Source organism: Blautia sp. AM28-27 (assembly GCF_003480905.1).
Classification (GTDB): Bacteria; Bacillota; Clostridia; order Lachnospirales; family Lachnospiraceae; genus Fusicatenibacter; species Fusicatenibacter saccharivorans.
Genome location: NZ_QUJK01000008.1, coordinates 48,804 through 71,030, shown reverse-complemented (window position 1 = coordinate 71,030; position 22,227 = coordinate 48,804). Strand labels below are relative to the sequence as shown.

23 protein-coding genes are annotated in these 22,227 nt (G+C 48.0%); 18 read left to right on the top strand and 5 right to left on the bottom strand.

Translation table 11 applies throughout. The features are described from left to right. The first annotated feature begins 13 nt into the window (after positions 1-13). The gene (locus DW743_RS11655; RefSeq protein ID WP_055220159.1) at positions 14-676 is read left to right on the top strand and encodes a methylated-DNA--[protein]-cysteine S-methyltransferase; all 663 of its coding nucleotides are present in this window, start codon (positions 14-16) and stop codon (positions 674-676) included. 99 nt (positions 677-775) lie between these two features. Here DW743_RS11655 and DW743_RS11650 read toward each other — a convergent pair whose 3' ends face one another. Both DW743_RS11650 and proB read right to left on the bottom strand, forming a co-directional pair. Beyond that, a complete protein-coding gene (locus DW743_RS11650; RefSeq protein WP_055219980.1) occupies positions 776-1,978 on the bottom strand; it encodes a MalY/PatB family protein in 1,203 nt (400 codons plus the stop codon). A 175-nt stretch (positions 1,979-2,153) separates the two neighbouring features. Next, entirely contained in the window at positions 2,154-3,236 is a 1,083-nt protein-coding gene (proB, locus tag DW743_RS11645; protein ID WP_226906324.1) for a glutamate 5-kinase, read from the bottom strand. A gap of 278 nt (positions 3,237-3,514) precedes the next feature. Here proB and DW743_RS11640 point away from each other — a divergent pair, with 278 nt between their 5' ends. Next, entirely contained in the window at positions 3,515-4,597 is a 1,083-nt protein-coding gene (locus DW743_RS11640; RefSeq protein ID WP_117761621.1) for an NUDIX domain-containing protein, read from the top strand. 169 nt (positions 4,598-4,766) lie between these two features. On the opposite strand, the gene DW743_RS11635 is transcribed toward DW743_RS11640, so the two are convergent. Further along, positions 4,767-5,360, bottom strand: a complete 594-nt coding sequence (locus tag DW743_RS11635) for an ECF transporter S component (protein ID WP_022461779.1) — start codon at positions 5,358-5,360, stop codon at positions 4,767-4,769. Between the two features lie 110 nt (positions 5,361-5,470). Then, positions 5,471-5,869 (bottom strand): DUF3783 domain-containing protein, encoded by a 399-nt coding sequence (locus DW743_RS11630; RefSeq protein WP_226911627.1) that lies wholly within the window; start codon positions 5,867-5,869, stop codon positions 5,471-5,473. Between the two features lie 145 nt (positions 5,870-6,014). Between DW743_RS11630 and DW743_RS11625 the strand changes: the two genes are divergently transcribed. The 6 genes from DW743_RS11625 to DW743_RS18480 all read left to right on the top strand — a co-directional run bounded on the left by DW743_RS11625 (position 6,015) and on the right by DW743_RS18480 (position 12,614). Further along, on the top strand, positions 6,015-6,881 hold the full coding sequence (locus tag DW743_RS11625; RefSeq protein WP_022461781.1) for a class I SAM-dependent methyltransferase: 867 nt from the start codon (positions 6,015-6,017) through the stop codon (positions 6,879-6,881). Positions 6,882-7,099: 218 nt separating this feature from the next. Continuing rightward, positions 7,100-8,386: a hypothetical protein gene (locus DW743_RS11620; RefSeq protein WP_022461783.1), complete on the top strand. Its 1,287-nt coding sequence runs from the start codon at positions 7,100-7,102 to the stop codon at positions 8,384-8,386. Positions 8,387-8,516: 130 nt separating this feature from the next. Beyond that, complete coding sequence (locus DW743_RS11615; protein ID WP_117761622.1) at positions 8,517-9,935, top strand: L,D-transpeptidase family protein; 1,419 nt, start codon at positions 8,517-8,519, stop codon at positions 9,933-9,935. Between the two features lie 55 nt (positions 9,936-9,990). Further along, positions 9,991-11,040 carry a D-alanine--D-alanine ligase family protein gene (locus DW743_RS11610; protein ID WP_117761623.1) on the top strand — a complete coding sequence of 350 codons (1,050 nt, stop codon included), beginning with the start codon at positions 9,991-9,993 and terminating at the stop codon, positions 11,038-11,040. Then, entirely contained in the window at positions 11,037-12,416 is a 1,380-nt protein-coding gene (locus DW743_RS11605; protein WP_117761624.1) for a UDP-N-acetylmuramoyl-tripeptide--D-alanyl-D-alanine ligase, read from the top strand. The genes DW743_RS11610 and DW743_RS11605 overlap by 4 nt, the downstream gene beginning before the upstream one ends. Positions 12,417-12,497: 81 nt before the next feature. Next, entirely contained in the window at positions 12,498-12,614 is a 117-nt protein-coding gene (locus tag DW743_RS18480) for a putative holin-like toxin (RefSeq protein WP_226906323.1), read from the top strand. A 131-nt stretch (positions 12,615-12,745) separates the two neighbouring features. Here the strand turns inward: DW743_RS18480 and DW743_RS11600 are convergent, their stop codons facing one another. Then, on the bottom strand, positions 12,746-13,477 hold the full coding sequence (locus tag DW743_RS11600; RefSeq protein WP_055228029.1) for a lysophospholipid acyltransferase family protein: 732 nt from the start codon (positions 13,475-13,477) through the stop codon (positions 12,746-12,748). A 177-nt stretch (positions 13,478-13,654) separates the two neighbouring features. Here DW743_RS11600 and DW743_RS11595 point away from each other — a divergent pair, with 177 nt between their 5' ends. The 10 genes from DW743_RS11595 to DW743_RS11545 all read left to right on the top strand — a co-directional run bounded on the left by DW743_RS11595 (position 13,655) and on the right by DW743_RS11545 (position 21,858). Continuing rightward, positions 13,655-14,077, top strand: coding sequence for a protease complex subunit PrcB family protein (locus DW743_RS11595; RefSeq protein ID WP_117509843.1), 423 nt, complete (start codon positions 13,655-13,657; stop codon positions 14,075-14,077). A 15-nt stretch (positions 14,078-14,092) separates the two neighbouring features. Further along, positions 14,093-15,646 (top strand): DUF3794 and LysM peptidoglycan-binding domain-containing protein, encoded by a 1,554-nt coding sequence (locus DW743_RS11590; RefSeq protein ID WP_117761625.1) that lies wholly within the window; start codon positions 14,093-14,095, stop codon positions 15,644-15,646. Positions 15,647-15,756: 110 nt separating this feature from the next. Next, a complete protein-coding gene (locus DW743_RS11585) occupies positions 15,757-17,325 on the top strand; it encodes an RHS repeat domain-containing protein (RefSeq protein WP_117761626.1) in 1,569 nt (522 codons plus the stop codon). Positions 17,326-17,406: 81 nt separating this feature from the next. Next, positions 17,407-17,892 (top strand): hypothetical protein, encoded by a 486-nt coding sequence (locus tag DW743_RS11580; RefSeq protein ID WP_055219954.1) that lies wholly within the window; start codon positions 17,407-17,409, stop codon positions 17,890-17,892. A gap of 95 nt (positions 17,893-17,987) precedes the next feature. Further along, positions 17,988-18,407 (top strand): phage holin family protein, encoded by a 420-nt coding sequence (locus tag DW743_RS11575; RefSeq protein ID WP_117509847.1) that lies wholly within the window; start codon positions 17,988-17,990, stop codon positions 18,405-18,407. Continuing rightward, positions 18,404-19,123, top strand: a complete 720-nt coding sequence (locus DW743_RS11570; RefSeq protein WP_055219951.1) for an N-acetylmuramoyl-L-alanine amidase — start codon at positions 18,404-18,406, stop codon at positions 19,121-19,123. The genes DW743_RS11575 and DW743_RS11570 overlap by 4 nt, the downstream gene beginning before the upstream one ends. A 540-nt stretch (positions 19,124-19,663) precedes the next feature. Further along, positions 19,664-20,146: a hypothetical protein gene (locus DW743_RS11560; protein ID WP_117761627.1), complete on the top strand. Its 483-nt coding sequence runs from the start codon at positions 19,664-19,666 to the stop codon at positions 20,144-20,146. Positions 20,147-20,171: 25 nt separating this feature from the next. After that, entirely contained in the window at positions 20,172-20,657 is a 486-nt protein-coding gene (locus DW743_RS11555) for a hypothetical protein (protein WP_117761628.1), read from the top strand. Between the two features lie 91 nt (positions 20,658-20,748). Next, positions 20,749-21,306 carry a hypothetical protein gene (locus tag DW743_RS11550; RefSeq protein ID WP_117761629.1) on the top strand — a complete coding sequence of 186 codons (558 nt, stop codon included), beginning with the start codon at positions 20,749-20,751 and terminating at the stop codon, positions 21,304-21,306. A 48-nt stretch (positions 21,307-21,354) separates the two neighbouring features. Further along, the gene (locus tag DW743_RS11545; protein WP_117761630.1) at positions 21,355-21,858 is read left to right on the top strand and encodes a hypothetical protein; all 504 of its coding nucleotides are present in this window, start codon (positions 21,355-21,357) and stop codon (positions 21,856-21,858) included. Positions 21,859-22,227: the final 369 nt, after the last annotated feature.

Here is a 22,227-nt window from a genome sequence, read left to right as displayed (position 1 = left end):
AAGGAAGTCTGCAATGAAGACAAGAGAAGAAGCGCTATCCTATGGCCTTTCCTTCCCGGACACATATCAGGAAGCACCGTTCCACGATGACAACTGGCAGCTCATCCGCGTGAAAGGAAGCAAAAAGGCATTTCTGTGGGTCTATGAAAAGGACGGAATCATTCAGCTGAATGTAAAAGCAAACCCGGAATGGCGGGACTACTGGCGCGATGCATTCGCGTCAGTTATCCCGGGATATCATCAGAACAAAGAACATTGGAACACGATTCTCCTCGACGGAACCGTACCCGATGACGCTGTGCGTACCATGATCGCCGAGAGCTACGACATCATCACGGACAGCCCGACCAAAAGAATCTATGAGGCGGTAAAGCAGATTCCGCGCGGAAAAGTGGCGACATACGGCCAGATAGCAGCGCTTGCAGGCGAGCCGAAGATGGCGCGTGCCGTGGGAAACGCCTTACATAAAAACACAGATCCGGAGCACATTCCATGCTACCGTGTGGTAAACTCCAAAGGCGAACTGGCCGCGGAATTTGTCTTCGGCGGCGCCGGGAAACAGGCGGATATGCTGGAGGCAGACGGCATTGTGCTGGAAAACGGCCGCGTCAATTTAAAGAAGTACGGCATCAACGTGGAAGAGATGCTGGCACAGCGGGAGCTGGAGCAAAACTGAAAAAACAGGATGCACAAAACAGCGAAAGACCGGAACGGCAGAGGAAAATGTCCGTTTCGGTCTTTCATTATGTTTGGCTTATAAAATTAGAAAATACAATTATTTCGCATTGAATACATACTTATCCATACGGTCAAATGCCTCTTTCACAAGCACATGCGGCAGTGCCAGATTCAGGCGGATCGCATACGGTCTGTGGAACGGCCGTCCGTCCTGCCAGATCACGCCGACAGCAACACCGGCTTTCAGCAGTGTATCCATATCGGTATCATGCTCCTTGCACCACTCCTCGCAGTCGAGGTACAGCATGTACGTTCCTTCTGGTTTGGAAAGCTTCACGCCCTTGAAATGCTCGAGAATGTAGTTGTACGCATAATCCGCATTCGATTTCAGCACTTCGCGCAGTTCATCCACCCACTGGTATCCCTCCGGACGGTAAGCGCCGATCAGCGCATGAACAGAGAGTACGTTCGGAGAATTGTAGTGAGAAAGGGACGAAGCCTTCTCCACACGGTCGCGCAGCATGCGGTTGTAGATGATGTGGTAGGAGCCTACAAGGCCAGCCAGGTTAAAGGTCTTGGACGGTGCATAAAGTGCGATGGTGCGCTCGCGTGCATCCTTCGAAACGGACTGCGTTGGGATATGTTTGAAGCCCGGCAGTGTCAGGTCAGACCAGATCTCATCGGAGATGACAACGCATTCATTTGCTTTGTAAATTTCCATCGCCTTTTCAATTTCCTCGCGCTCCCAGACACGGCCTGTCGGGTTGTGCGGAGAGCAGAAAATCGCGAAATGAATGTTGTGTTCTTTTAACTTGCGGTCCATATCGGCGTAGTCCATACGCCATACGCCGTTCTCATCCTGAACAAGATCGGAGAGAACGATATTGCGTCCGCAGTTCTCAAGAACACCGGTAAAACCGATGTATGTCGGGGAATGCAGAAGAATGGATTCGCCCGGGGATGTAAAAGCGGCAGCAGCCGAAGCAACACAGCCGAGCACGCCGTTCTCATAGCCGATCGCCTCACGCGGCAGATCTTCCACACCGTTGCGCTCTTTCTGCCAGCGGATGATGCTGTCAAAATATGCATCCGGCAGATTAAAGTAGCCAAAATGCGGTTCGTTGACTCTCGCGTGAATTGCTTCCTGAATGGTCGGAAGAGACGGGAAGTTCATGTCGGCCACCCACATCGGGATGCGGGAGAAGCCCTCTTTGACTTCCGCACCCGGAATCGGGATCTGATCGACAGCGATCGAATCGTGGCCGCTGCGGTTCATCAGAGATGTAAAATCGTATTTCATTGGTAAAAACCCTCCTTTGTGTTTGCTGTGCTCTCGAAGTAAAACCAAAAGCACATGGAAAACCGGATGCAGCTTCCTTTCCTCGCTGAAAGAAAAACCTGCAGCCGGCTGAATACAAATATTATAACACGGAGGGGAATTTTCGTAAACAAAAGAATGCTTTATTCGGCACCATTTATTCCGCGCCGATCCAGTTATCGCGGTTGATTGCTTCCGTGTGGCTGGTGCTTTCGTTCATGATTTTCTGCAGATCCGGCCGGTCATAGTTGACAATGCCCTTTCCGAGATATTCATGGCTGCCGCGCCGGAAGACGCTGACGACATCGCCTTTCTTAAAATCGCCTTCGACTGCCACGATGCCTTTGGGAAGCAGGCTCTTTGCCTGAACAGCAAGTGCTTCTGCGGCACCCTCATCGACGTAGAGGTTGCCCGCACTCGGCGCATAGAATGCCATCCACTGCAGACGCGTTTTCATGTTGTGGCCGCTGGCGGTAAAGTACGTTCCTTTTGCGGTTCCTTTCACCGCACGCACAATGTTGTTTTCCTCCGCCGAGGAGCAGATCAGAACCGGCACACCGGCTCTTGTGGCAAGCGAAGCGGCGGAGAGCTTCGTTGTCATGCCTCCCGTTCCGTTGCCCGATCCCGCACCGCCTGCCGCAGCAGTGAGCTCCGGCGTGATCTCATTTACCACGTCGATATGGCGCGCATTCGGGTCACTCTTTGGATTGGCAGTGTAGAGCCCGTCGATATCGGTCAGCAGAATCAGAAGCGATGCATGCAGCATCGCAGCCACCTGGGCGGAGAGCGTGTCGTTGTCGCCGACCTTCAGCTCCTCAATCGCGATCGTATCGTTCTCATTGATGATCGGAATCGCACCGCGCCCGAGCAGGACGGAGAGGGAGCCGAAGATGTTTTTATAGCGGCGGCGGTCCTCAAAGTCACTGCGGTTCAAAAGAATCTGCGCACACGGAATCTGGTACGCCATCAGATTTTTCGTGTATTCCTCCATCAGAAGGCCCTGGCCGACAGCAGCGGCAGCCTGTTTATCGGCAATTTTCGTCGGCCGTTTTTTAAAGCCGAGACGGGAAAAGCCTGCGGCGATCGCACCGGAGGAAACGAGAATCACATGGTGGCCTGCCGTCTGCAGCGCGGCAAGCTGGGTCGTAATGTTCCGTATTTTTTCAGCATCCATGGTTCCGTCTGAGAGTGTCAGGGAGCTGGTGCCGACTTTCACAACTATCGTCTGTTTTTCCATCATGAAAACCTCAAATGTAAGAAATGATAAGAAACGTTGTTTACGGGTGACAAAACATCAATTACAGACACTTTAACACAGTACTGTGTGAGAGTCAAGAAGATGCGGAATGGTCGTTACATTTTTCGTGAAAGATCTGCAAAAAGATAGAAATTTGTTGCTGGAATTCTGAAAAAGTATGGTAGAATAGAAAACGAGAAAAAGGTGTGTGCAGAAATACATTTTTCCTGAAAAACAAAAGAAGCGGAAAGAAGTCCGGCACACGACGGAGGGAGTCAAAGATGGAGGAAAAAACAGAAGAAAGAGGCAGAGGCTGCATGACAACGCTGTGCTACATCGAAAAGGATGACAGCTATCTGATGATGCACCGCACGGTGAAAAAGAACGATGTCAACAAGGACAAGTGGATCGGCGTCGGCGGCCATGCGGAACTTGGCGAAAGCCCGGAGGAATGCCTGCTGCGTGAAGTAAAAGAGGAAACCGGCTACACGCTGACGAGCTGGCGTTTCCGCGGTCTCGTTACCTTTGTGACAGAGGCAGAAAACAGCAAAACGGTGGAGTACATGGAGTATATGTGTCTCTACACGGCAGACGGATTTACGGGAGAACCGATTGCATGTGATGAGGGCGAACTCGCCTGGGTGAAAAAAGAGGACGTCCTGCACCTGAATCTGTGGGAGGGAGACAAAATCTTTTTCCGCCTTCTGAATGAAGACGAGCCGTTTTTCTCCCTGAAGCTGCGGTATGTGGGCGACACGCTCGCAGAAGCGGTGCTGAACGGAAAACAGATGGAACTTTTTGAGGAGCGCTCAGGCGACGGCACGCCGACCGGAACCATCGTAGAACGCGGCGTGGCGCACAGTGAGGGACGGTGTCACGGAACGGCACATATCTGGATTGCACGGGCGAATGAGAAGAGCGGCTGTGAGGTACTGCTGCAGAAAAGGAGTGCCTGGAAAGATTCGAATCCGGGCTGCTACGATATTTCAAGCGCCGGCCATCTTTCGGCGGGCGATACGTATTTGGAAGGGGCTCTGCGGGAAATCGGCGAGGAGCTCGGCATCCACGCAGAGGCAGAGGAGCTGAGGGATCTTGGCCTGCTGGAAAAAGTATCACACGGTGTTTTTTACGGAAAACCGTTCCACGATCATGAGGTCAGCGCCGTGTATCTTTACACGAAGCCGGTCGAGGCGGAAAAACTGCATCTACAGGAGTCGGAAGTAGAAGCAGTCCGCTGGATGGATCTCAAAGAGTGCCAGAAGGCGGTAAGAGAAGGAAGCATTCCCAACTGTATTGATATCCGGGAACTGGAAATGATTGAAAAAGCGTGGTTCGCCGGAGAAAAAACAAAAGATGAGGAGTAAGAGAAGATGAAAGAAAATGGATTCATCAACGAGAAGCTGACCCCGAAGCACGAGGAAGAAGAGGCAGCAGCCACCGCTGAAAAATAAAAAGAAATGCATGAAAAAAGTCACCGGTTCGAAATAGAACATGGTGACTTTTTTGGATATCGCGTAAATGAAATTTATTTTTTTATTTCGCTGCTGCCTTTACCTGGCTAAACAGTCCGGATTTCTGAAGAGCCGGACGCAGTGCCATGTAGATGACAACGGAAGCGATGGTGGAAAGTACGGCGTTGATGGAAGTTGCCGCTACGTTCCAGCTTAAGGTAACCTCTGCTGCCGGTTTTCCAAGAAGAACCAGTTTGTAGAAGTAACCGATGAGCGGATCGAAGATCACATTGAACAGAAGTCCGCCGATGGCTGCAAGCAGTGCCCATTTGAAGATCTGTTTCTGATCGGTCTGCTCGTTGATTTTACCGATTTTGTGTGCGATCAGTCCTGCGATGAGGCCGATGCAGAATTTTAAGATGAAGGTCTTTGGTGCGTATACCACATAGACCGGATCGAGAAGATCTCCGATGGTCATGCCGATCGCACCGCCGATTCCGCCGTAAACACCGCCGAGAATTAGCGCACCGAGCACACAGACAGCGTTTCCGAAATGGATTGAGGTGGCATCTCCGCCTGGCAGCCAGATTTTGAACTGCAGGAAGGTGAAGACAACGTAGGAAAGGGCTGCAAAGACACCTGTCATTGCGATTTTCCAGACTTTTTCATTTTTCATAACAACGCACTCCTTTGGTATCTGGAACTTTCGTTCCTTGATTGCACCCTATTATAGGGAGTGGTGGCATGAAGAAAAAGTTCCAATTCCGGATTTTTTGACCAGACCAGTTATTTCCGGTACGATTTCATTTTTTCGTGTTCTTCTTTTAATTCTCTGTAGAGCTGCAGCGAATTCCACGCCTGGTTCTGCGTTGTGACGATGGCTTTGAGGGCGATCGGCGGCACTTTTTTCCGGCGCATTTCGGTGAGAAAAAGATCAAGTTTCCGCTCGGAAAAGCCGGCCATGACCATCATTGGTTCATCAAATCCGGCGCCGTCATAGGCTTCGGGGGATTCTGCAAATGCTTTATTTCCGGCAAGAAATCCGATCGACTGGAGATACTGTTCCGGTTCCACAATGCGCACGCGGATACCGAGCTTTAAGAGAACCGGCTTTAAAAGCACAGCTGTTTTCGTTCCTTTGATCTGATATAAGAGTACGGTTTCCATGAGAAAAATCCTTTCCACGGGCAGATTTCCGGATCAAATGCGCGGATGCCCAGAACTATGATATAAGAAATGTTTTGGAAAAACAATACTTTTATGGTATCATAGGAACGTACAATTCAGAACACGATAAATTTTGAGATAAAAGAGAAAGGAAACCAATAAAATGTGGATAGCAGATGGATGGAAAGATTATGAAGTGCTGGATACGTCCGGCGGAGAAAAACTGGAGCGGTGGGGAGATTACCTTCTGGTAAGACCAGACCCGCAGGTCATCTGGAACACGAAAAAAGAAAATCCGGGCTGGAAAAAGAAAAACGGTCATTATCACAGAAGCAGCAAGGGCGGCGGAGAATGGGAGTTTTTCCATCTGCCGGAGCAGTGGGAGATCAACTATAAAGACCTGACCTTCCGCCTGAAACCGTTCAGCTTCAAACACACCGGCCTTTTCCCGGAGCAGGCAACGAACTGGGACTGGTTCGGCGATCTGATCCGCCGTGCCAACCGCCCGATTAAAGTGCTGAACCTGTTCGCCTACACGGGAGGCGCAACGCTCGCAGCGGCCGCAGCAGGCGCAAGCGTCACACATGTCGATGCATCCAAAGGCATGGTCAACTGGGCAAAAGAGAACGCTGCCGTGTCCGGCCTTTCGGACAAGCCGATCCGCTGGCTTGTGGATGACTGCACCAAATTTGTCGAGCGCGAGATCCGCAGAGGCAACCACTACGACGCGATCATCATGGACCCGCCGTCCTACGGAAGAGGACCAAAGGGCGAGATCTGGAAAATCGAGGAGTCGATTCATCCGTTCATCAAGCTCTGCACGCAGCTCTTAAGCGATGACCCGCTGTTCTTCCTTGTGAATTCTTACACGACAGGACTTGCACCGGCTGTCCTGACGTACATGATTTCCCTGGAATTAAAACAGTACAAAGGCCACGTAGAAGCACAGGAAATCGGCCTTCCGGTCAAGTCGACCGGCCTTGTTCTGCCGTGCGGTGCATCGGGAAGATGGCAGTCTGACAACGTTTAAAACATCTTTTGGCAGCGGACGTATGTCCGTCATACGAAAAACATTTGGCTGAAATTGCAGGAAATGAAGTATAAAACTGCAAAAAGTGGGATAAAATGCTGAAAAGTGTATAAAACATGCAAGTTCTCCTTGACAGAAACTCATGATCTGGTAAAATGGTCTTTAGTTGAGCAAGAAACCTGAAAAACGGGTAAGGAAAGTACAAGGGAGGACGTTTCATGAAACCGTATATCGAATGGACCAAAGAAGAATTAGTTGCCGAGAAAGCCAGACTGGAGCAGGAATTTGCAGAGGTAAAAGCAAAAGGCCTCAATCTGAATATTTCCAGAGGAAAACCTGCAGCAGCCCAGTTAGATCTCACGGAAGGAATGCTTACCGTTCTCTCGAAAAATGAAGACACCTTCGCAGAAGATGGAACCGACTGCCGGAACTACGGCGTGCTGACCGGTATTCCGGAAGCAAGAAAACTGATCGGAGATATCTGTGAGGTTCCGGCGGAAAACGTCATCGTTTACGGAAACGCCAGCCTTACCATTATGTTTGATACCGTAGCACGTTCGTTCCTGAAGGGCGTTGCAGGCTGCACTCCGTGGAACAAGCTGGACAAAGTAAAATTCCTCTGTCCGGTACCGGGCTATGACCGTCACTTCGGTGTAACCGAGTACTTCGGCGTTGAGATGATCAATGTTCCGATGACGCCGGAAGGACCGGACATGGACATGGTAGAAAAACTCGTTGCAGAAGATGACGCCATCAAGGGAATCTGGTGTGTACCGAAATACTCCAACCCGCAGGGCTACACCTACTCCGATGAGACCGTCAGAAGATTTGCAAACCTGAAACCGGCAGCCAAAGACTTCCGTATTTTCTGGGATAATGCATACATTATCCATCACCTGTATGATGACAGACAGGATCACCTGCTGAACATCATCGAGGAGTGCGAGAAAGCCGGAAATCCGGATATGGTCTATGAGTTCGTATCCACTTCGAAAGTAAGCTATCCGGGAGCCGGAATTGCAGCTCTCATTTCTTCTGAGGCAAACCTCAAAGAGGCACAGGAGTACATGAACTTCCAGATCATCGGTCATGATAAACTGAATCAGCTGCGCCATGTAAAATTCTTCCAGAACCTGGACGGCGTGATGAATCAGATGAAAAAGCATGCTGAGATCTTAAGACCGAAATTCGAGGCAATTCTGCAGGTAATGGATCAGGAGCTGAGCGGCCTTGGCATCGCTTCCTGGACAAAACCGAACGGTGGATACTTCATCTCCTTCGATGCGATGGAGGGATGCGCAAAGAAGATCGTTGCAAAGGCAAAAGAGGCCGGTCTTACCATGACAGGCGCGGGCGCAACGTATCCATATCACAACGATCCGCAGGATTCCAACATCCGTATTGCACCGTCCTTCCCGACACCGGAAGAGCTGGAAATCGCAGGTCAGGTATTCGTGCTGAGTGTCAAACTGGTCAGCGTGGATAAGATTCTGGAAAGCAAATAACAGATAAGTAAAAATACAAAAGCCGGATTCTCCCGGGGGACACAGTTTTTGTGAACTCTGGTGTGGGAGTTCCGGCTTTTTTCTATTAGAAAGTTAAAAAGAAATTTTCTATGGGACAGAAAGGAAAAACATGAAAAAGAAAGTAATAGGAATTGCCGCAGGACTCATACTCCTTGCGGCCGCAGGCGGTTACGCGGGCGTGGGGCATTACTATGCATCCCACTTTTTCCCGAAAACCGCGATCAACGGACTGAACTGCGCAGGGCTGACCGCAGAGCAGGTCAAAGAGGAAATTCAGAAGCACATTGTGGATTATACACTCAGCATTACTGAGCGCGGTGGAAAAACAGAGACATTAAGCGGCACGGAGATCGGCCTCACGTATGTGGACGACCACGCGGTGGAAAAACTGCTGGAGTCCCAGAATACTCTTGCATGGCCTGCATTCTATTGGAAAGAGAAAGAAAACCAGGTGGCGGCGGACTCTGTCTATGACAAAGAAATGGTGCAGGAAAAACTGCAGACGATGGAAGGGTTTCAGGAAGAACAGCAGGAAGCGCCGACGGATGCGTATCTGACGGATGACGGAACCTCGTACGTTATTGTGCCGGAAACAGAGGGCGAGCAGGTGGACTATGAGAAGGCGGAGCAGGCTGTCATCGAGGCGCTGGATGCCGGAGCGGCGAGCGTGGATCTGGAAGAAAAAGATGTTTACCGGAAACCGGGCATTACGCAGGATGATGAAGCACTGAATGGGGAAATGGCGGAACTGAACCACCTGACAGCGGCGCGGATCACGTATGTAATCGGTGAAAACAGCTATGCCATAGACCGGGCGACCTTACAGAGCTGGCTCGTACAGGGGGAGGATGGAACCTACACGATTTCGCAGGACGAAGCGGCAGCTTTTGTGCGCCATATGGCGTATGAGACGGACACCTTCGGGCTGGCGCATACCTTCAAAACGAGTCTTGGCGCGACCATTAACCTGAATGCGGGCGGCGATTATGGCTGGTGCATCGACAAGGAGGAGACGACGCAGGCACTTCTGCAGGCGATCGAGGACGAAACACAGGGAAATCTCGACCCGGTTTACCTCTATACGGCCAATGACCGCTCGGCCAATGATATCGGAAATACATACGTCGAGGTGTGCATTTCCCAGCAGAAAATGTGGTGCTACAAGGATGGCGTTCTGGTGACGGAAACACCGGTCACAACGGGCAATCATGCGACGGGCTATGACACTCCGGCAGGCAGTGTCTGGGCGGTGGATGCGAAAAAAAGTGACTGTGATTTCAAGCTCTATCCGAGCCATGTCATGTTCTGGCTTCCGTTTAACGGCGACGTCGGAATCCACGATGCGAGCTGGCGTACCGAGTACGGCGGGGACATCTATCTGACGAACGGATCCCACGGATGTGTGAATACCCCATACACAGAAGCAGAAAAAGTGTTCAATGCTATTGAAATTGGTGACCCGGTTATCGTATACTATAGCCTGGATGATGTAACCGGGCCGCAGCCTACACAGAAAAACAGCCTGTAGGAAAAACGCTTAAGCATCACAGCAGAAGCACATCAAATAAAGGAGATTTTGATAGATGAAAATAGTAGTATTAGCTGGAGGAACCAGCACGGAACGTTCGGTATCCATTACATCGGGAACTATGGTCTGCAAGGCACTCCGCGAGAAAAACCATCAGGCAGTTCTGGTAGACGTTTTCTGCGGTATCGATGTGAAGGGGAACCTGGAAGATGTATTTGCAGAGGAGGCGTACGATATAGACAAAGCAGCAGAATATATGCACAGCTTTGATGCAGGATTAAACGAAATGATCGAATCCCGCCGCAGATTTTTCGGACCGAACGTACTGGAACTCTGCGAGGCAGCGGATGTTGTTTTCCTTGCCCTGCATGGCGCAAACGGAGAGGACGGAAAGGTACAGGCTACGTTCGATCTGCTCGGCATTCCGTATACCGGAACGGGCTATTTAAGCAGCGCCCTCGCAATGGACAAATCCATCACAAAACAGTTCTTCCGTGCACACCATGTGCCGACCCCGAACGGCGTGACCCTGAAAAAAGGCCAGGAGAGCGAGCCTTTGTCCGGCTTTGGCCTGGAGCTTCCGGTTGTCGTAAAACCGTGCTGCGGCGGTTCCAGTGTCGGTGTCTATATTGCACACACGAACGAAGAATACTGGCAGGCTATGAAGGATGCTTTCTCCTACGAACCGGAGGTTGTCGTTGAGGAGTATATCGAGGGAAGAGAGTTCTCCGTTGGCGTGGTAGACGGAAAGGCTTACCCGATCATCGAGATTGCACCGATCGAAGGCTTCTATGATTACACGAACAAATACAAAGTCGGAGCTACTGTTGATACCTGCCCGGCCGTACTGACGGAGGAGCAGACGAAAGAAATGCAGAAGCACGCAGAGGACGGCGCTGCCGCTCTCGGTATCGAAAACTACTGCCGTCTCGACTTTATGATGCGCAAGGACGGAAGAATGTACTGCCTCGAGGCAAACACCCTTCCGGGCATGACCCCGACCAGCCTTCTGCCGCAGGAGGCACAGGTACTCGGCATTTCCTATCCGGAACTCTGCGAGCTGCTGATCCAGCTTTCTCTCAGAAAAAGAGGTAACAACGCATGAAAAATATGACACTTGCGCACATCACAGAGGTGTGCGGCGGAATCTACTTCGGATCGGAAGAAAAGAAAACAGCGGAAGTCACGGATATCGTGACGGACAGCCGGAAAGCGGGAGAGGGAAGCCTCTTCGTTGCAATTCCGGGTGAGCGTGTGGACGGCCATAAATTTATCCCGAACGTGGCTTCCCAGGGCGCACTTGCTGTCATTTCCGAGCAGAAACTTGAAACACCGCCATGCCCGTATATCCTCGTGAAGGATTCCATGGAGGCCATTAAAGCAATGGCAGAATACTATATGCAGCAGCTCAATATTCCGGTTGTCGGCATTACGGGAAGCGTTGGAAAGACCAGTACGAAAGAGACGATCGCGTCGGTGCTGGCGCAGAAATACCGTGTGCTGAAAACGGATGCGAACTTCAACAATGAGCTGGGCTTGTCGCTCACTGTTTTCCGTCTGCGTGAGGAAGATGAGATGGCGGTTCTCGAGATGGGAATCGACGATTTCGGCCAGATGCACCGTCTGGCGAAGATCGCACGCCCGGAGACCGCAGTCATTACGAATATCGGCTGGTGCCATCTGGAAAATCTGAAGACGCGAGACGGTATTTTACAGGCAAAAACCGAGATCTTTGATCATCTGCGTGAGAACGGGCACATTATCATCAATGGGGACGATGATAAGCTGTCTACTGTTGGAACGGTTCACGGCATCAAGCCGGTTCATTTCGGATTGGATGAAAAAAACGAATATTATGCCGATGAGATCGAGAGCCAGGGCTTCCGCGGCATTTCCTGCCGGATTCATACCCCGCATGGGAGCTTTTCTGCACTGATTCCGATTCCGGGACGCCATATGGTTTACAATGCGCTGGCCGGAACCGCAGTCGGATGCATGTACGGGCTGACGCTGGAGCAGATCAAACAGGGAATCGAGACACTGCAGTCGGTGAGCGGAAGATTCCACATCATCGAGACAGGAAAATACACCGTTGTCGATGACTGCTACAACGCAAACCCGGTTTCGATGAAGGCATCTCTCGATGTTCTGAAAGAGGCGAAGGGAAGAAAAGTGGCTGTACTCGGCGATATGGGCGAGCTTGGAACCGATGAGGCAGCACTTCACGCCGAAGTCGGCACACACGCCGGAACCTGCGGCATTGACGCCCTCTACTGTGCGGGACCGCTCTGCGAGCATCTTGCAAAAGCGGCAAAAGAGGCTGATTCGAAGCTTGAGGTACGCCACTTTGCAGACCGCGAGAGCCTGATGGCAGAACTGCCGAAGCTCTTACAGGACGGCGATCAGATTCTGGTAAAGGCATCGCATTTTATGGAATATGGAAAGATTGTGGAGATGCTTGAAACAGCACAGAAATTATGATAAAATTTTAAACTGGAAAGTACCCATGACAGGGTGGTAGCCTCCCGAGCTAATGAATACATAGGAAGGGAGGTGGCGTAAATGACAGCATACGAAATTATTATGGTTTTTCTGGGAATCTTAGCTTTACTGATTTCCTTCGGAGGCTTCATCATTGCGTTGCTTACCTTTCTCGATAAGAGAAATAAGCGAAAATAAAAATGCCTACCCCGTCGGCAAACGGGATAGGCGGTGTTCGTAAGAACATTTAACCCTTTTCTCGAGAGCATCCACTTTGGAGTGGGTGCTTTCTTTTTATATATTTATTATATCGCAGGGGTCTGGCATTTTCAAGCATTTTCTTTCAATTGTTCTAATAGAATGTTTTTCGTATAATTTCCAATCTCTTTTTTCTCTTCCTTCGTAAGCTCGCCCGGAATGATCGGCTTGCCGTACGTTACGGTAACGTGGGTACCGCGGATCTTCGGGAAATGTGCTTCCAGAATTTCTCTGGATCCGGAAATCGAAAGCGGAATGATCGGGCAGCCGGTTTTCGTTGCCATCTTGAATGAACCGTTGTGGAACTCGCCGAGCTCCAGCTCGCTCTCCGTCTTGCCGCGGGTACCCTCCGGGAAGATACAGATGGAAGTGCCGCTCTTGATCTCCTCACATCCGGAGAGAATCATCTGCAGACCCTGCTTGATGTCGGAACGGTCGAGAAACAGGCAGTGGATGAGTTCCATCCAGTTCTTTAACAGCGGAATGCGTGAAAGTTCTTTTTTGGCGACAAATCCGCAGGAACCCGGAACCGTTGTATAGGTTACAAGGATATCGAAATAGCTGCGGTGATTGCCGATGTATAGAACAGCCCGGTCCTTCGGAATATTTTCCTGACCTTTTACGGTGATCTTCGTGCCGGAAAAAAACAGAATTACGCGAAAAATCCAGCGGATCAGGGAGCGGCTTACCTTGTCACAGACCTCCGGCTTTTTCTTCCGGATCAGAAGCAGAACAAGAAGCACCGGGATCGACAGAATCAGATACAGAAAAGCGGTCAGAATGACCAGAATAAAACGAATCATGAATCTTTTTCTCCTCTTGGTAAAAATAGTGATATTCAATTATTGCGTACTTTTCAGTATACGTCATATATGGGGCGGGTTGCAATAACTTTCGTCTTTTTCGGAAAAAGATTTTGCGTCATAGAAGACTGTGGCCCGTCATACAATGGATAGAAAGAGCGGGAAGCGGCGTTTGGAATGATGAAGAAAAAGAGACGGGGAAGAGTTCTTCTGGCGGCGGTGATCCTGATGCTCCTAGCATCGTGCCGGATCACAGATGTGAGCGAGGGCGAGCGGAAAGAACTGTCGTATGCGATTGTAAAGCCGGGCGATTTTCCGCCGGAAATCGATCAGATTTTGCGTAAGAAAAAAGAATCCGCGTTCCAGATGGCGTACGAGAGCGGGGACGATCTCTACATACTGCGCGGCTACGGAAAGCAGAAAAGCGGAGGCTTTTCCATACAGATCGAAGAAGTATCGAAATCGGAAAACGCCGTTTTCGTGCGGACAAAACTCGTCGGACCTGCCGCAAAGGAGGAGCAGAAAGGCGCCGCCTCCTGCCCTTACGTCGTGCTGAAAACGAAAGCGGCGGCGGGAATCTCAGTCGTATTTGAGGATTAGAGTGGGAGGAGCCTTATGGATTTTGTAAAAAAGATTCTGCATCAGATCAGCAGAAAAAGCGAAGCGGTGTCACAGATTACGTTTGACGAGGACTACAATGTGCCGGACGCAAGGCCCGATGTGGGGCGGATGATTCAGAAAAAAGGCGAGGTGACGATCGGGGATGTGCAGATTTCGGAAGGAAAAGCGCGTGTATTCGGCGGCCTCACCTTTCATCTGCTGTACGTCTCCGACGGCGAACGGCGCCGGATCTGCCAGCTCTCCGGCGAGCTTCCGATCGACGAGACGATCCATCTCGATGGTCTGACAGGGGGCGACAAGGTCTGCATCACCTGGGAAGTGGAAGATCTGAACCTGCATCTCATCAACTCGCGGAAGCTGGGCGTGCGCGCGATCGTCACGCTGCACGCGTGGATCGAGGAACTGTGCGACCTTGCCGTGCCGATGGAAATCCGCGGGGAGAGCGACGTCGCGGTAAAAAGGCAGGAATACCGCGTGGTTGAGCTTGCAGTGCAGAAAAAAGATGTGCTGCGTGTCAAAAAGGAGCTTACGATTCCGTCCGGCAAGCCGGAATTGCACGAGATTCTCTGGCAGGATCTGGAAGTGCGCGGTCTCGATCTCCGCTCTGAGGAGGGGCGGGTCAGTGCGCAGGGAGAACTCTTTGTCTTCTGTCTGTACAGCGACGGCGAGGAGGATCACCCGCTGCAGTGGGTGGAGCAGGCGCTCCCGTTCCAGGCAGAAGTGGAATGCCAGGGCTGCATCTCCGAGATGATCCCGCGGATCGAAAGCACACTCGGCCAGACCACACTCGAAATCCAGCCCGATTCCGACGGCGAGGAGCGGGTCCTGCAGGCGGAGGCCGTACTCGAACTTGACATCTGTCTGTATCAGGAAGAAACCGTATCACTTCTGCAGGACGTTTACCATCCGCACCGAGAATGCATTCCAAAAGTGCAGGAGGAGACTTTGGAGAGCCTTCTGATCCGCAATTCCTCCAAATGCCGCCTGACCGACAAACTGCAGATGCGCGTGCCGAAAAATAAAATTCTGCAGATCTGCCACAGCGACGGCAAAATCAAGATCGACGAGGAAAGAATCGTAGAAAACGGCATCGAAGTAACCGGCGTGGTGGAACTCAGGGCGCTCTATGTCGTGAGCGACGATGAAATGCCGTTCTACGCCGCCGAAACCGCCATACCCTTCCGCCACACCATCGAAGTCCCGGGAATCGGACCGGACTGCCGCTACGAACTCCAGTCCTCCATTGACCAGCTCTCCACAACCATGCCGGACAGCAGCGACATCGAAGCCAAAGTCGTACTGAACCTGAACGCCCTCGTCTTCCGCCGCAGAAAAGAGATGGTAATGCAGTACGTCGAAGAAAAAGACCGAGATCCGGAAGAACTGCAGAGCCTCCCGGGCATCACCTGCTACTTCGTCAAGCCGGGGGATACACTGTGGGATATCGCAAAGAAATTTTATACGACAACGGATAAGATCAGGGAATTAAATGAACTGAAAACCGAAACACTCACACCGATGCAGCAGTTATTAGTGGAGCGGGTATAGCGGAAAAGACAGCCTACTGCCTTAAGAATGGAGTCAATCCATCAGGCAGCAGGCTGTCTTTTTGCGAGTTCCATGCCGATCTGCATTGCAGAAAGAACAGGTACACTTTTGTGCCGGGAAGAAAAGCAGGAATTACAACCTTGCTTCTCAAAGAAATCAACAATAACGGAAAGAAACTGTCCTTTGTTTATGATGCTGTGGGAAATATTGTTACGATTTCCGAGAATGGTGTTCAGAAAGTAAAATATACGTATAATGCTTTGAGTGAACTGACCCGTGTGGATTCTGCATGGGAAAATAAGAGTATTACGTATACCTACGATGCCGGAATGAATATGACGTCCAGAAAAGAGTATTCCTATACAACGGGAACACTGGGCAATGCGGTAAAGACAGATCTGTTTACCTACCGTGCTTCAGGATGGAAAGATCAGCTTATTTCCTATAATGGCAGCAGCATTTCCTATGATGCGGTCGGCAACATTACAGCTTATCAGGGAAGAACACTGACCTGGTACAGAGGAAGCCTGCTGCAGAGTCTGACCTTAAACGGAAAGAAAGCAGTTTACCATTACGACAGCGAAGGACACAGAGTCCAGTTGAAAGACCTGAACGGAATCAGCCATAAGAACTACTGGTGCGGAAACAAACTGATGGGAACGAAGTATGGAGATGTACTGGTTCAGTTTGTTTACGGTGCGGATAAATCCCCGCTGATGCTGAAAAAGGGAGAAAAAGAGTATTATTACTTGTACAACAGCCAGAATGATGTCATAGGACTGATTGACAGCGATGGAAAACAGGTAGTAAACTATTCTTACGATGCATGGGGAAAACAGACTGGTCTGACCGATATCAGCGGAGAAAATATCGGAAAGCTCAACCCGTTCCGCTATCGTGCTTACTGCTATGATGACGATACCAAGCTCTATGTCACCGCCAGCCGCTATTACGATCCGGAACTGTGCAGATTCCTTTGTGCAGACAACTTTGATGTTGTAAAAGCGGAAATGTTCAGCATAAACGGCAAGAATCTGTATGTGTATTGTTGCAACAATCCGGTGAATGCGGTGGATGAGGACGGCAGCTTTGGGATTTGGATTCTGAAGTTTGAACCAACCACTCCATGGAAGTTAGTGCGGGAAGTAGCCATAGGGATGCTTGTATATGCAGTACAGTGCGGACTGGAAAATGAGAAAGTAACTTTAGAAGGACTTGTAGAAGCGGCCATAGAAAGTGCAGTTGGTTGTGTTTTGGGAGGAGGCGGAGCAATTATTTTTTCAATTGTGACGAATGGTGCGAAAGGGTTTTATTCAGAGTATCAGGAATCGGGAAATATAACAAGAGCGATGGGTGCAGGCGTTTACGATGCTATAATGACAGTGTTCGAACTTAAAACATATAATGTGTGTGTGAAAAATGACGCTATTGAGGATGCATTGAGTGCTTTTACAGATCTTTTTCAGTCTCCATTATTGAGCTATCCAAAAAGCGATGTTTTGGATGGAATGTTTGGAAAACCCAAGAAACAGGCAAATAAAAATGGATCAACACTTAAGAAAAACAGCAACATCAACTTTAGTACAAAAAAAGTTGGGGGGAAAAAGAAGAACTGGCAGAGTAATAAGCCTGCAATTTCCAGAAAAATGCAAAATATAGGACTTCCAGCGCTTAGATAGAAAAGTTTTAAGATGCCTTTGCGCGAAGAAAAATAGTTTTGTACAAAGGCAAAGCGTAAGAAATAACGAGGAGAAGATTGTATGAAAGTAGTATGGGGAAAATTTGGTACCGGCGTAGACCTGATTGTGTGTGCTATTAGTAGTTATTGGTGGGTGAGCCTGTGGGTAAATGAAAAAGATGCGTTCCACGCCTATTCATTAAAAACAAGTATCATAGTGTTTCTAGGAATAATGTTCTTTTTAAGCATAGCAGCTTATGGAACTGTGACATTTCTACTAAAACGAATTTATATTTATGAATGGGGAATAATGTTATCTTTTTGGGGCTATGAAAAAAAGATAGAATGGGAAGATTTTACTGTGATACAAAGATACAATGATCATTTTTTCTTCAACATATCGAAACAGAAAGATGACAGTTTGTTCTGGTGTACCTATCACCCATTTACCAGTATCATGATATTCGACAAGTTCCGCGGACCGGGCTGGGGAATCATACCGCTCAGCGCCGACGAATTTTGTGAACTCCTCACTTCATACGGTGTCAAGTATACGGAAAGTAAATAACATACAAAAAGAGTGGAAGTGGCCGTAAGATCCACGAATTACCAGCCACTTCCCTTTTTATATGCAAATTTAGAAAAAGAAAGAAGGAAATGCCAATGAAATCAATTTATCGCACGATCATTGCCGCAGCAGGCAGCTTCCTTGCGGCGCAGTTTGGAGGCTGGGATGCGGCGCTGGAAACGCTGGTCTGCTTCATGGCAATTGACTGGATCACAGGAGGTGTTCTGCTTCCTGTTGTTTTTAAAAAGAGTCCGAAATCTGAAAACGGAACGTTGGAGAGCCGTGCGGGATGGAAAGGGCTTTGCAGAAAAGGGATGATGCTGTTCTTTGTGCTGGTCGCGGAAAAACTGGATCAGCTCACACAGACGAATTACCTGCGGGATGCCGTCTGCATTGGATTTATTTTAAATGAAGCGGTTTCCATCCTGGAAAATGCAGGGCTGATGGGTGTGAAAATCCCTGAGGTTCTGCGGTCAAGGATTGATGTGCTGAGAAAGGAGGAGCAGAGTAAATGAGGGTTGACAGAAGCTATTGTAGCAACCAGAATACATGGTCGGAAAATCATCCGCAGTGTATTGTGGTACACAATACAGACAATTTTGCCGCCGGAGCCGATGCCCGCGCGCATGCAAGAGCGCAGTACCAGGGAAATTTTCAGATTATGTCGGCGCATTATTACGTAGATGACGGGGAGATCGCTTATCAGGCTGCGCCGCACAGCAGAGGATGCTGGCATGTCGGGAGAAATTATGGAAGTAAAAATCTATTCGGCAGATATGGAAACCGGAACAGCATCGCGGTTGAGATGTGCGTGCAGAAAGGATATGATTACGAAACCGCATTTTTACATACGGTGGAGCTGGTGAAAAACCTGATGAACGAGACGGGGATTCCATCAGATGCAGTTTACCGGCATTACGACATCTGCAGCAAAAACTGCCCGTCCCAGATTCAGAAGCGGGGAGACTGGGAGCGGTTCCAGCGTCTGATTCGGGAAACAGAAGACGGCAGTGAGAAAAGTGAATACAATCCCGGCATCTACCGTGTAACAGACCCGGCGCTCAACATCCGCACAGGTCCCGGAGTAGAATACCCGGTGGTGGGAGTCATCAAAGACCAGGGAAGCTATACGATCACAGAAATCAGAAACAAAAGCTGGGGCAGACTGCTGTCGGGAGCGGGATGGATCAACTGCCATAAAGCATATTGTTTTTACGGGGGAAGAGTATAAAATCCCATCTTTGCAAAACGATGTCATCGGACGGATTGACAGCGATGGAAAGCAGGGAGTAAACTATTCTTACGATGCAGGGGGAGAACTGGTAAATACCATGGATACAAGTGGTGCGAATATTGCACAGTCGAAAGAAATAACGAGGAGAAAATTGTATGAAAGTAATATGGGGAAAATTTGGTACAGGTGTAGATTTGATTCTGTGTGTTATTATTAATTACTATGTGGTGAGTATATGGGTAAATGGAAAAGATGAGTTCCATGCATATTCATTAAAAACAAGTATTATATTTCTAATAGAGGTAATGCTCGTTTTAAATATGGGGAAAACAGACCGGTCTGACCGATACCAGCGGAGAAAATATCGGAAAGCTCAATCCATTCCGCTATCGTGCTTACTGCTACGATGACGACACCAAGCTCTATGTCACCGCCAGCCGCTATTACGATCTGGAATTGTGCAGATTCCTTTGCGCAGACAACTTTGATGTTGTAAAAGCGGAAATGTTCAAAAAGTTAAATTAGTAGGTGGCAAATATGAAGGCAGGATATCGTAAATTTTATAAATATTTTAGTATATTGGTATTTATGGGCTGCGGATACCTTATGCTGAATTTTTGGGAAGAGGGAAAAGGTCAAATTAGTTCTTATAACATGCAAGATAAAGCACTTATGATATTGTGGTTTATGATTTATACTTTTGGTACGGCTGCTGGAATTATAAATACTTTAACCAGTATTTACATTTATGAATGGGGAATGCAGATCTCATTTTTGAAATATAAGAAAAAAATCGAATGGGAAGAATTTTCTGTTATACGAAGATATCATAATCATTTTTTCTTCAATATGTCAAAACAAAAAGATGCAGGTCCGTATTGGGCAATGTTTCATCCCTTTACCAGTTTTGTAATATTCGATAATTCGCGAAATCGTTCTGTTCATACCATGCCGCTTAACGCCGACGAATTTTGTGAACTGCTCACTTCATATGGTGTTCAGTACACGGAAAGAAAATAAAGATCGAAGGAATTAAAGAGAAAATATGAGAGCAGGATATCGTAAGTTTTTTATGTTTGCACAAGTTGCTACATTAATAGGCATCGGGTATCTTATGACAAGATTTTGGGAAGATGCAAAAAATCAATGTGAATTATATAATTTGCCTCAAAAGCTTTGGGTAATATTTGGAATAATGTTTATTTGTGGGATAGTGTCATGGGGAAGTGTAGATGCTTTAACACGTATTTACATCCATAAGTGGGGAATGGAACTTGCCTTTTTGGGATATAAGAAAAAAATTGTATGGGAGGATTTTTCCGTTATACAAAGATATAAAAATCATTTTTTCTTTAACGTATCAAAACAAAAAGATAGTGGTCTGTTTTTTTCAACATATCATCCATTTACTAGCTTTGTGATATTTGATAAGTCACAATTTAGTTGTGTCCGTACTATGCCAATCAGTGCCGACGAATTTTGTGATCTCCTCACTTCATACGGTGTCAAGTATAAGGAAAATAAAGCATGAGAAGAGTGGAAGTGATCGGATTTCTGTTGTTTTTACGGGGAAAAGAGAGTAGTATAATACATGTATAATTACAGCTTTGGAGGAAAAACAGTTGCTTGACTGGATCAATGTTTTTAAAGTAAACCGGAAAATTAAATCCCGTCTCTGGCCGTGGATTAAGATTATTTTGAGTATTGTTCTTTTCTTTGCGGTATTTTACGGAGATATCTATGTTCACATTTTGGATAAAACAAAGACGGGGCGAATCGTGGAAGCACTGATTCTGGTTGTGTTTTCGTTTCTGGACTATCTGATCTGCTTTATTTCTGTAGCCGAAATGGACTGCCTGAAGGACAGGCGGTATGCGGCGGCGAAAGAGAGCGGTGAATTTTATACGGTTTCTGAAATAGAAAGTTCCCTGTTCAACTATGTGCCGCGTACCTATACAATTTATTACCGGAGAGGAAGCAGAAGACTTACTTTCGGTGTGCGCACAAGAACGACAGGAAATCTGCTGGAAATGGGCGGCAGGGAATATTTCATAGGACAGACAGGGAAGCGGGAGCAGATGGTGAAAGACCTTGATGCGCTGATGAAAGAAGTAAAAAAATATGCAAGATTTGACAAAGTCCTGGTACAGGCAGTAAACGGAGAACCGGTAAAGTGCTGATGTTGGTTCTCCGTTTACTTTTTCGCATGAATTGACAGGGAGAACATAATGGAGATAAAAGTATCCAGGGCAATAAGGATATTTTATAGCATTTCATCAGCAATAAGTTTTTGGTTTTTGATATATTTGTATGTATCACAAAAACAAGAAGCTGTGAAATCTTTGATTAATATAATCTTGATTTATTGCGGGATTCAAATTTTTTTAACAGCATTAATGGCAATTTTTCGAAAGGTTCAAGTTGAGGAAAAAGGCTGTACTTTTTTCAGCCCATGTTATAAAAAATTTGTAGAATGGGAAGAAATGGAACAGAAAAGTGTTGGCGTAAGTGAAAATGCAGAGATAGATTCGCTGTTGCTTGGAATCTACGCAAATGAATATGGAGACATAATGACAAGACTTCATCAATTTACCTTTTGGTTTATTGCCGTAAGTGATTTTGAGGTTAAGCACTATAATGGCGGAGATTATTGGGGAGAGCTTGCCGCCAGAAGAGATGAACTTTTAGAGGTATTAGAAAGGAATCAGATTGAACTGAAAAAAATGAAGTGATGTCTGAAAAAGTGTAAAAATTTAGATGTCCTTTCCGTCTCCGAAAAGGAACAACCACCAGACTAGACTATCCCTATCACGTTCTAATCTGATCCATCTATGCATAACATGCTTTTTTCGATTCTCAAATAATCAATTTTAAGTTTTCACACAGAAATCCGTATTGTCAAAGCGGATATTCGCAATCCGCTTCGCTACTTGCTTGATTTGGTTAAATTTATGTTTTTACGATCCCAAATCCAAGGTGTTGGATCTCGGAGTAAGTTCTGTATTTTTCACACGTCATCGGACTGTTTGACAGCGATGGAAAGCAGGGAGTAAATTATTCTTATGATATATGATGAATACCATGGATACCAGTGGTGCGAA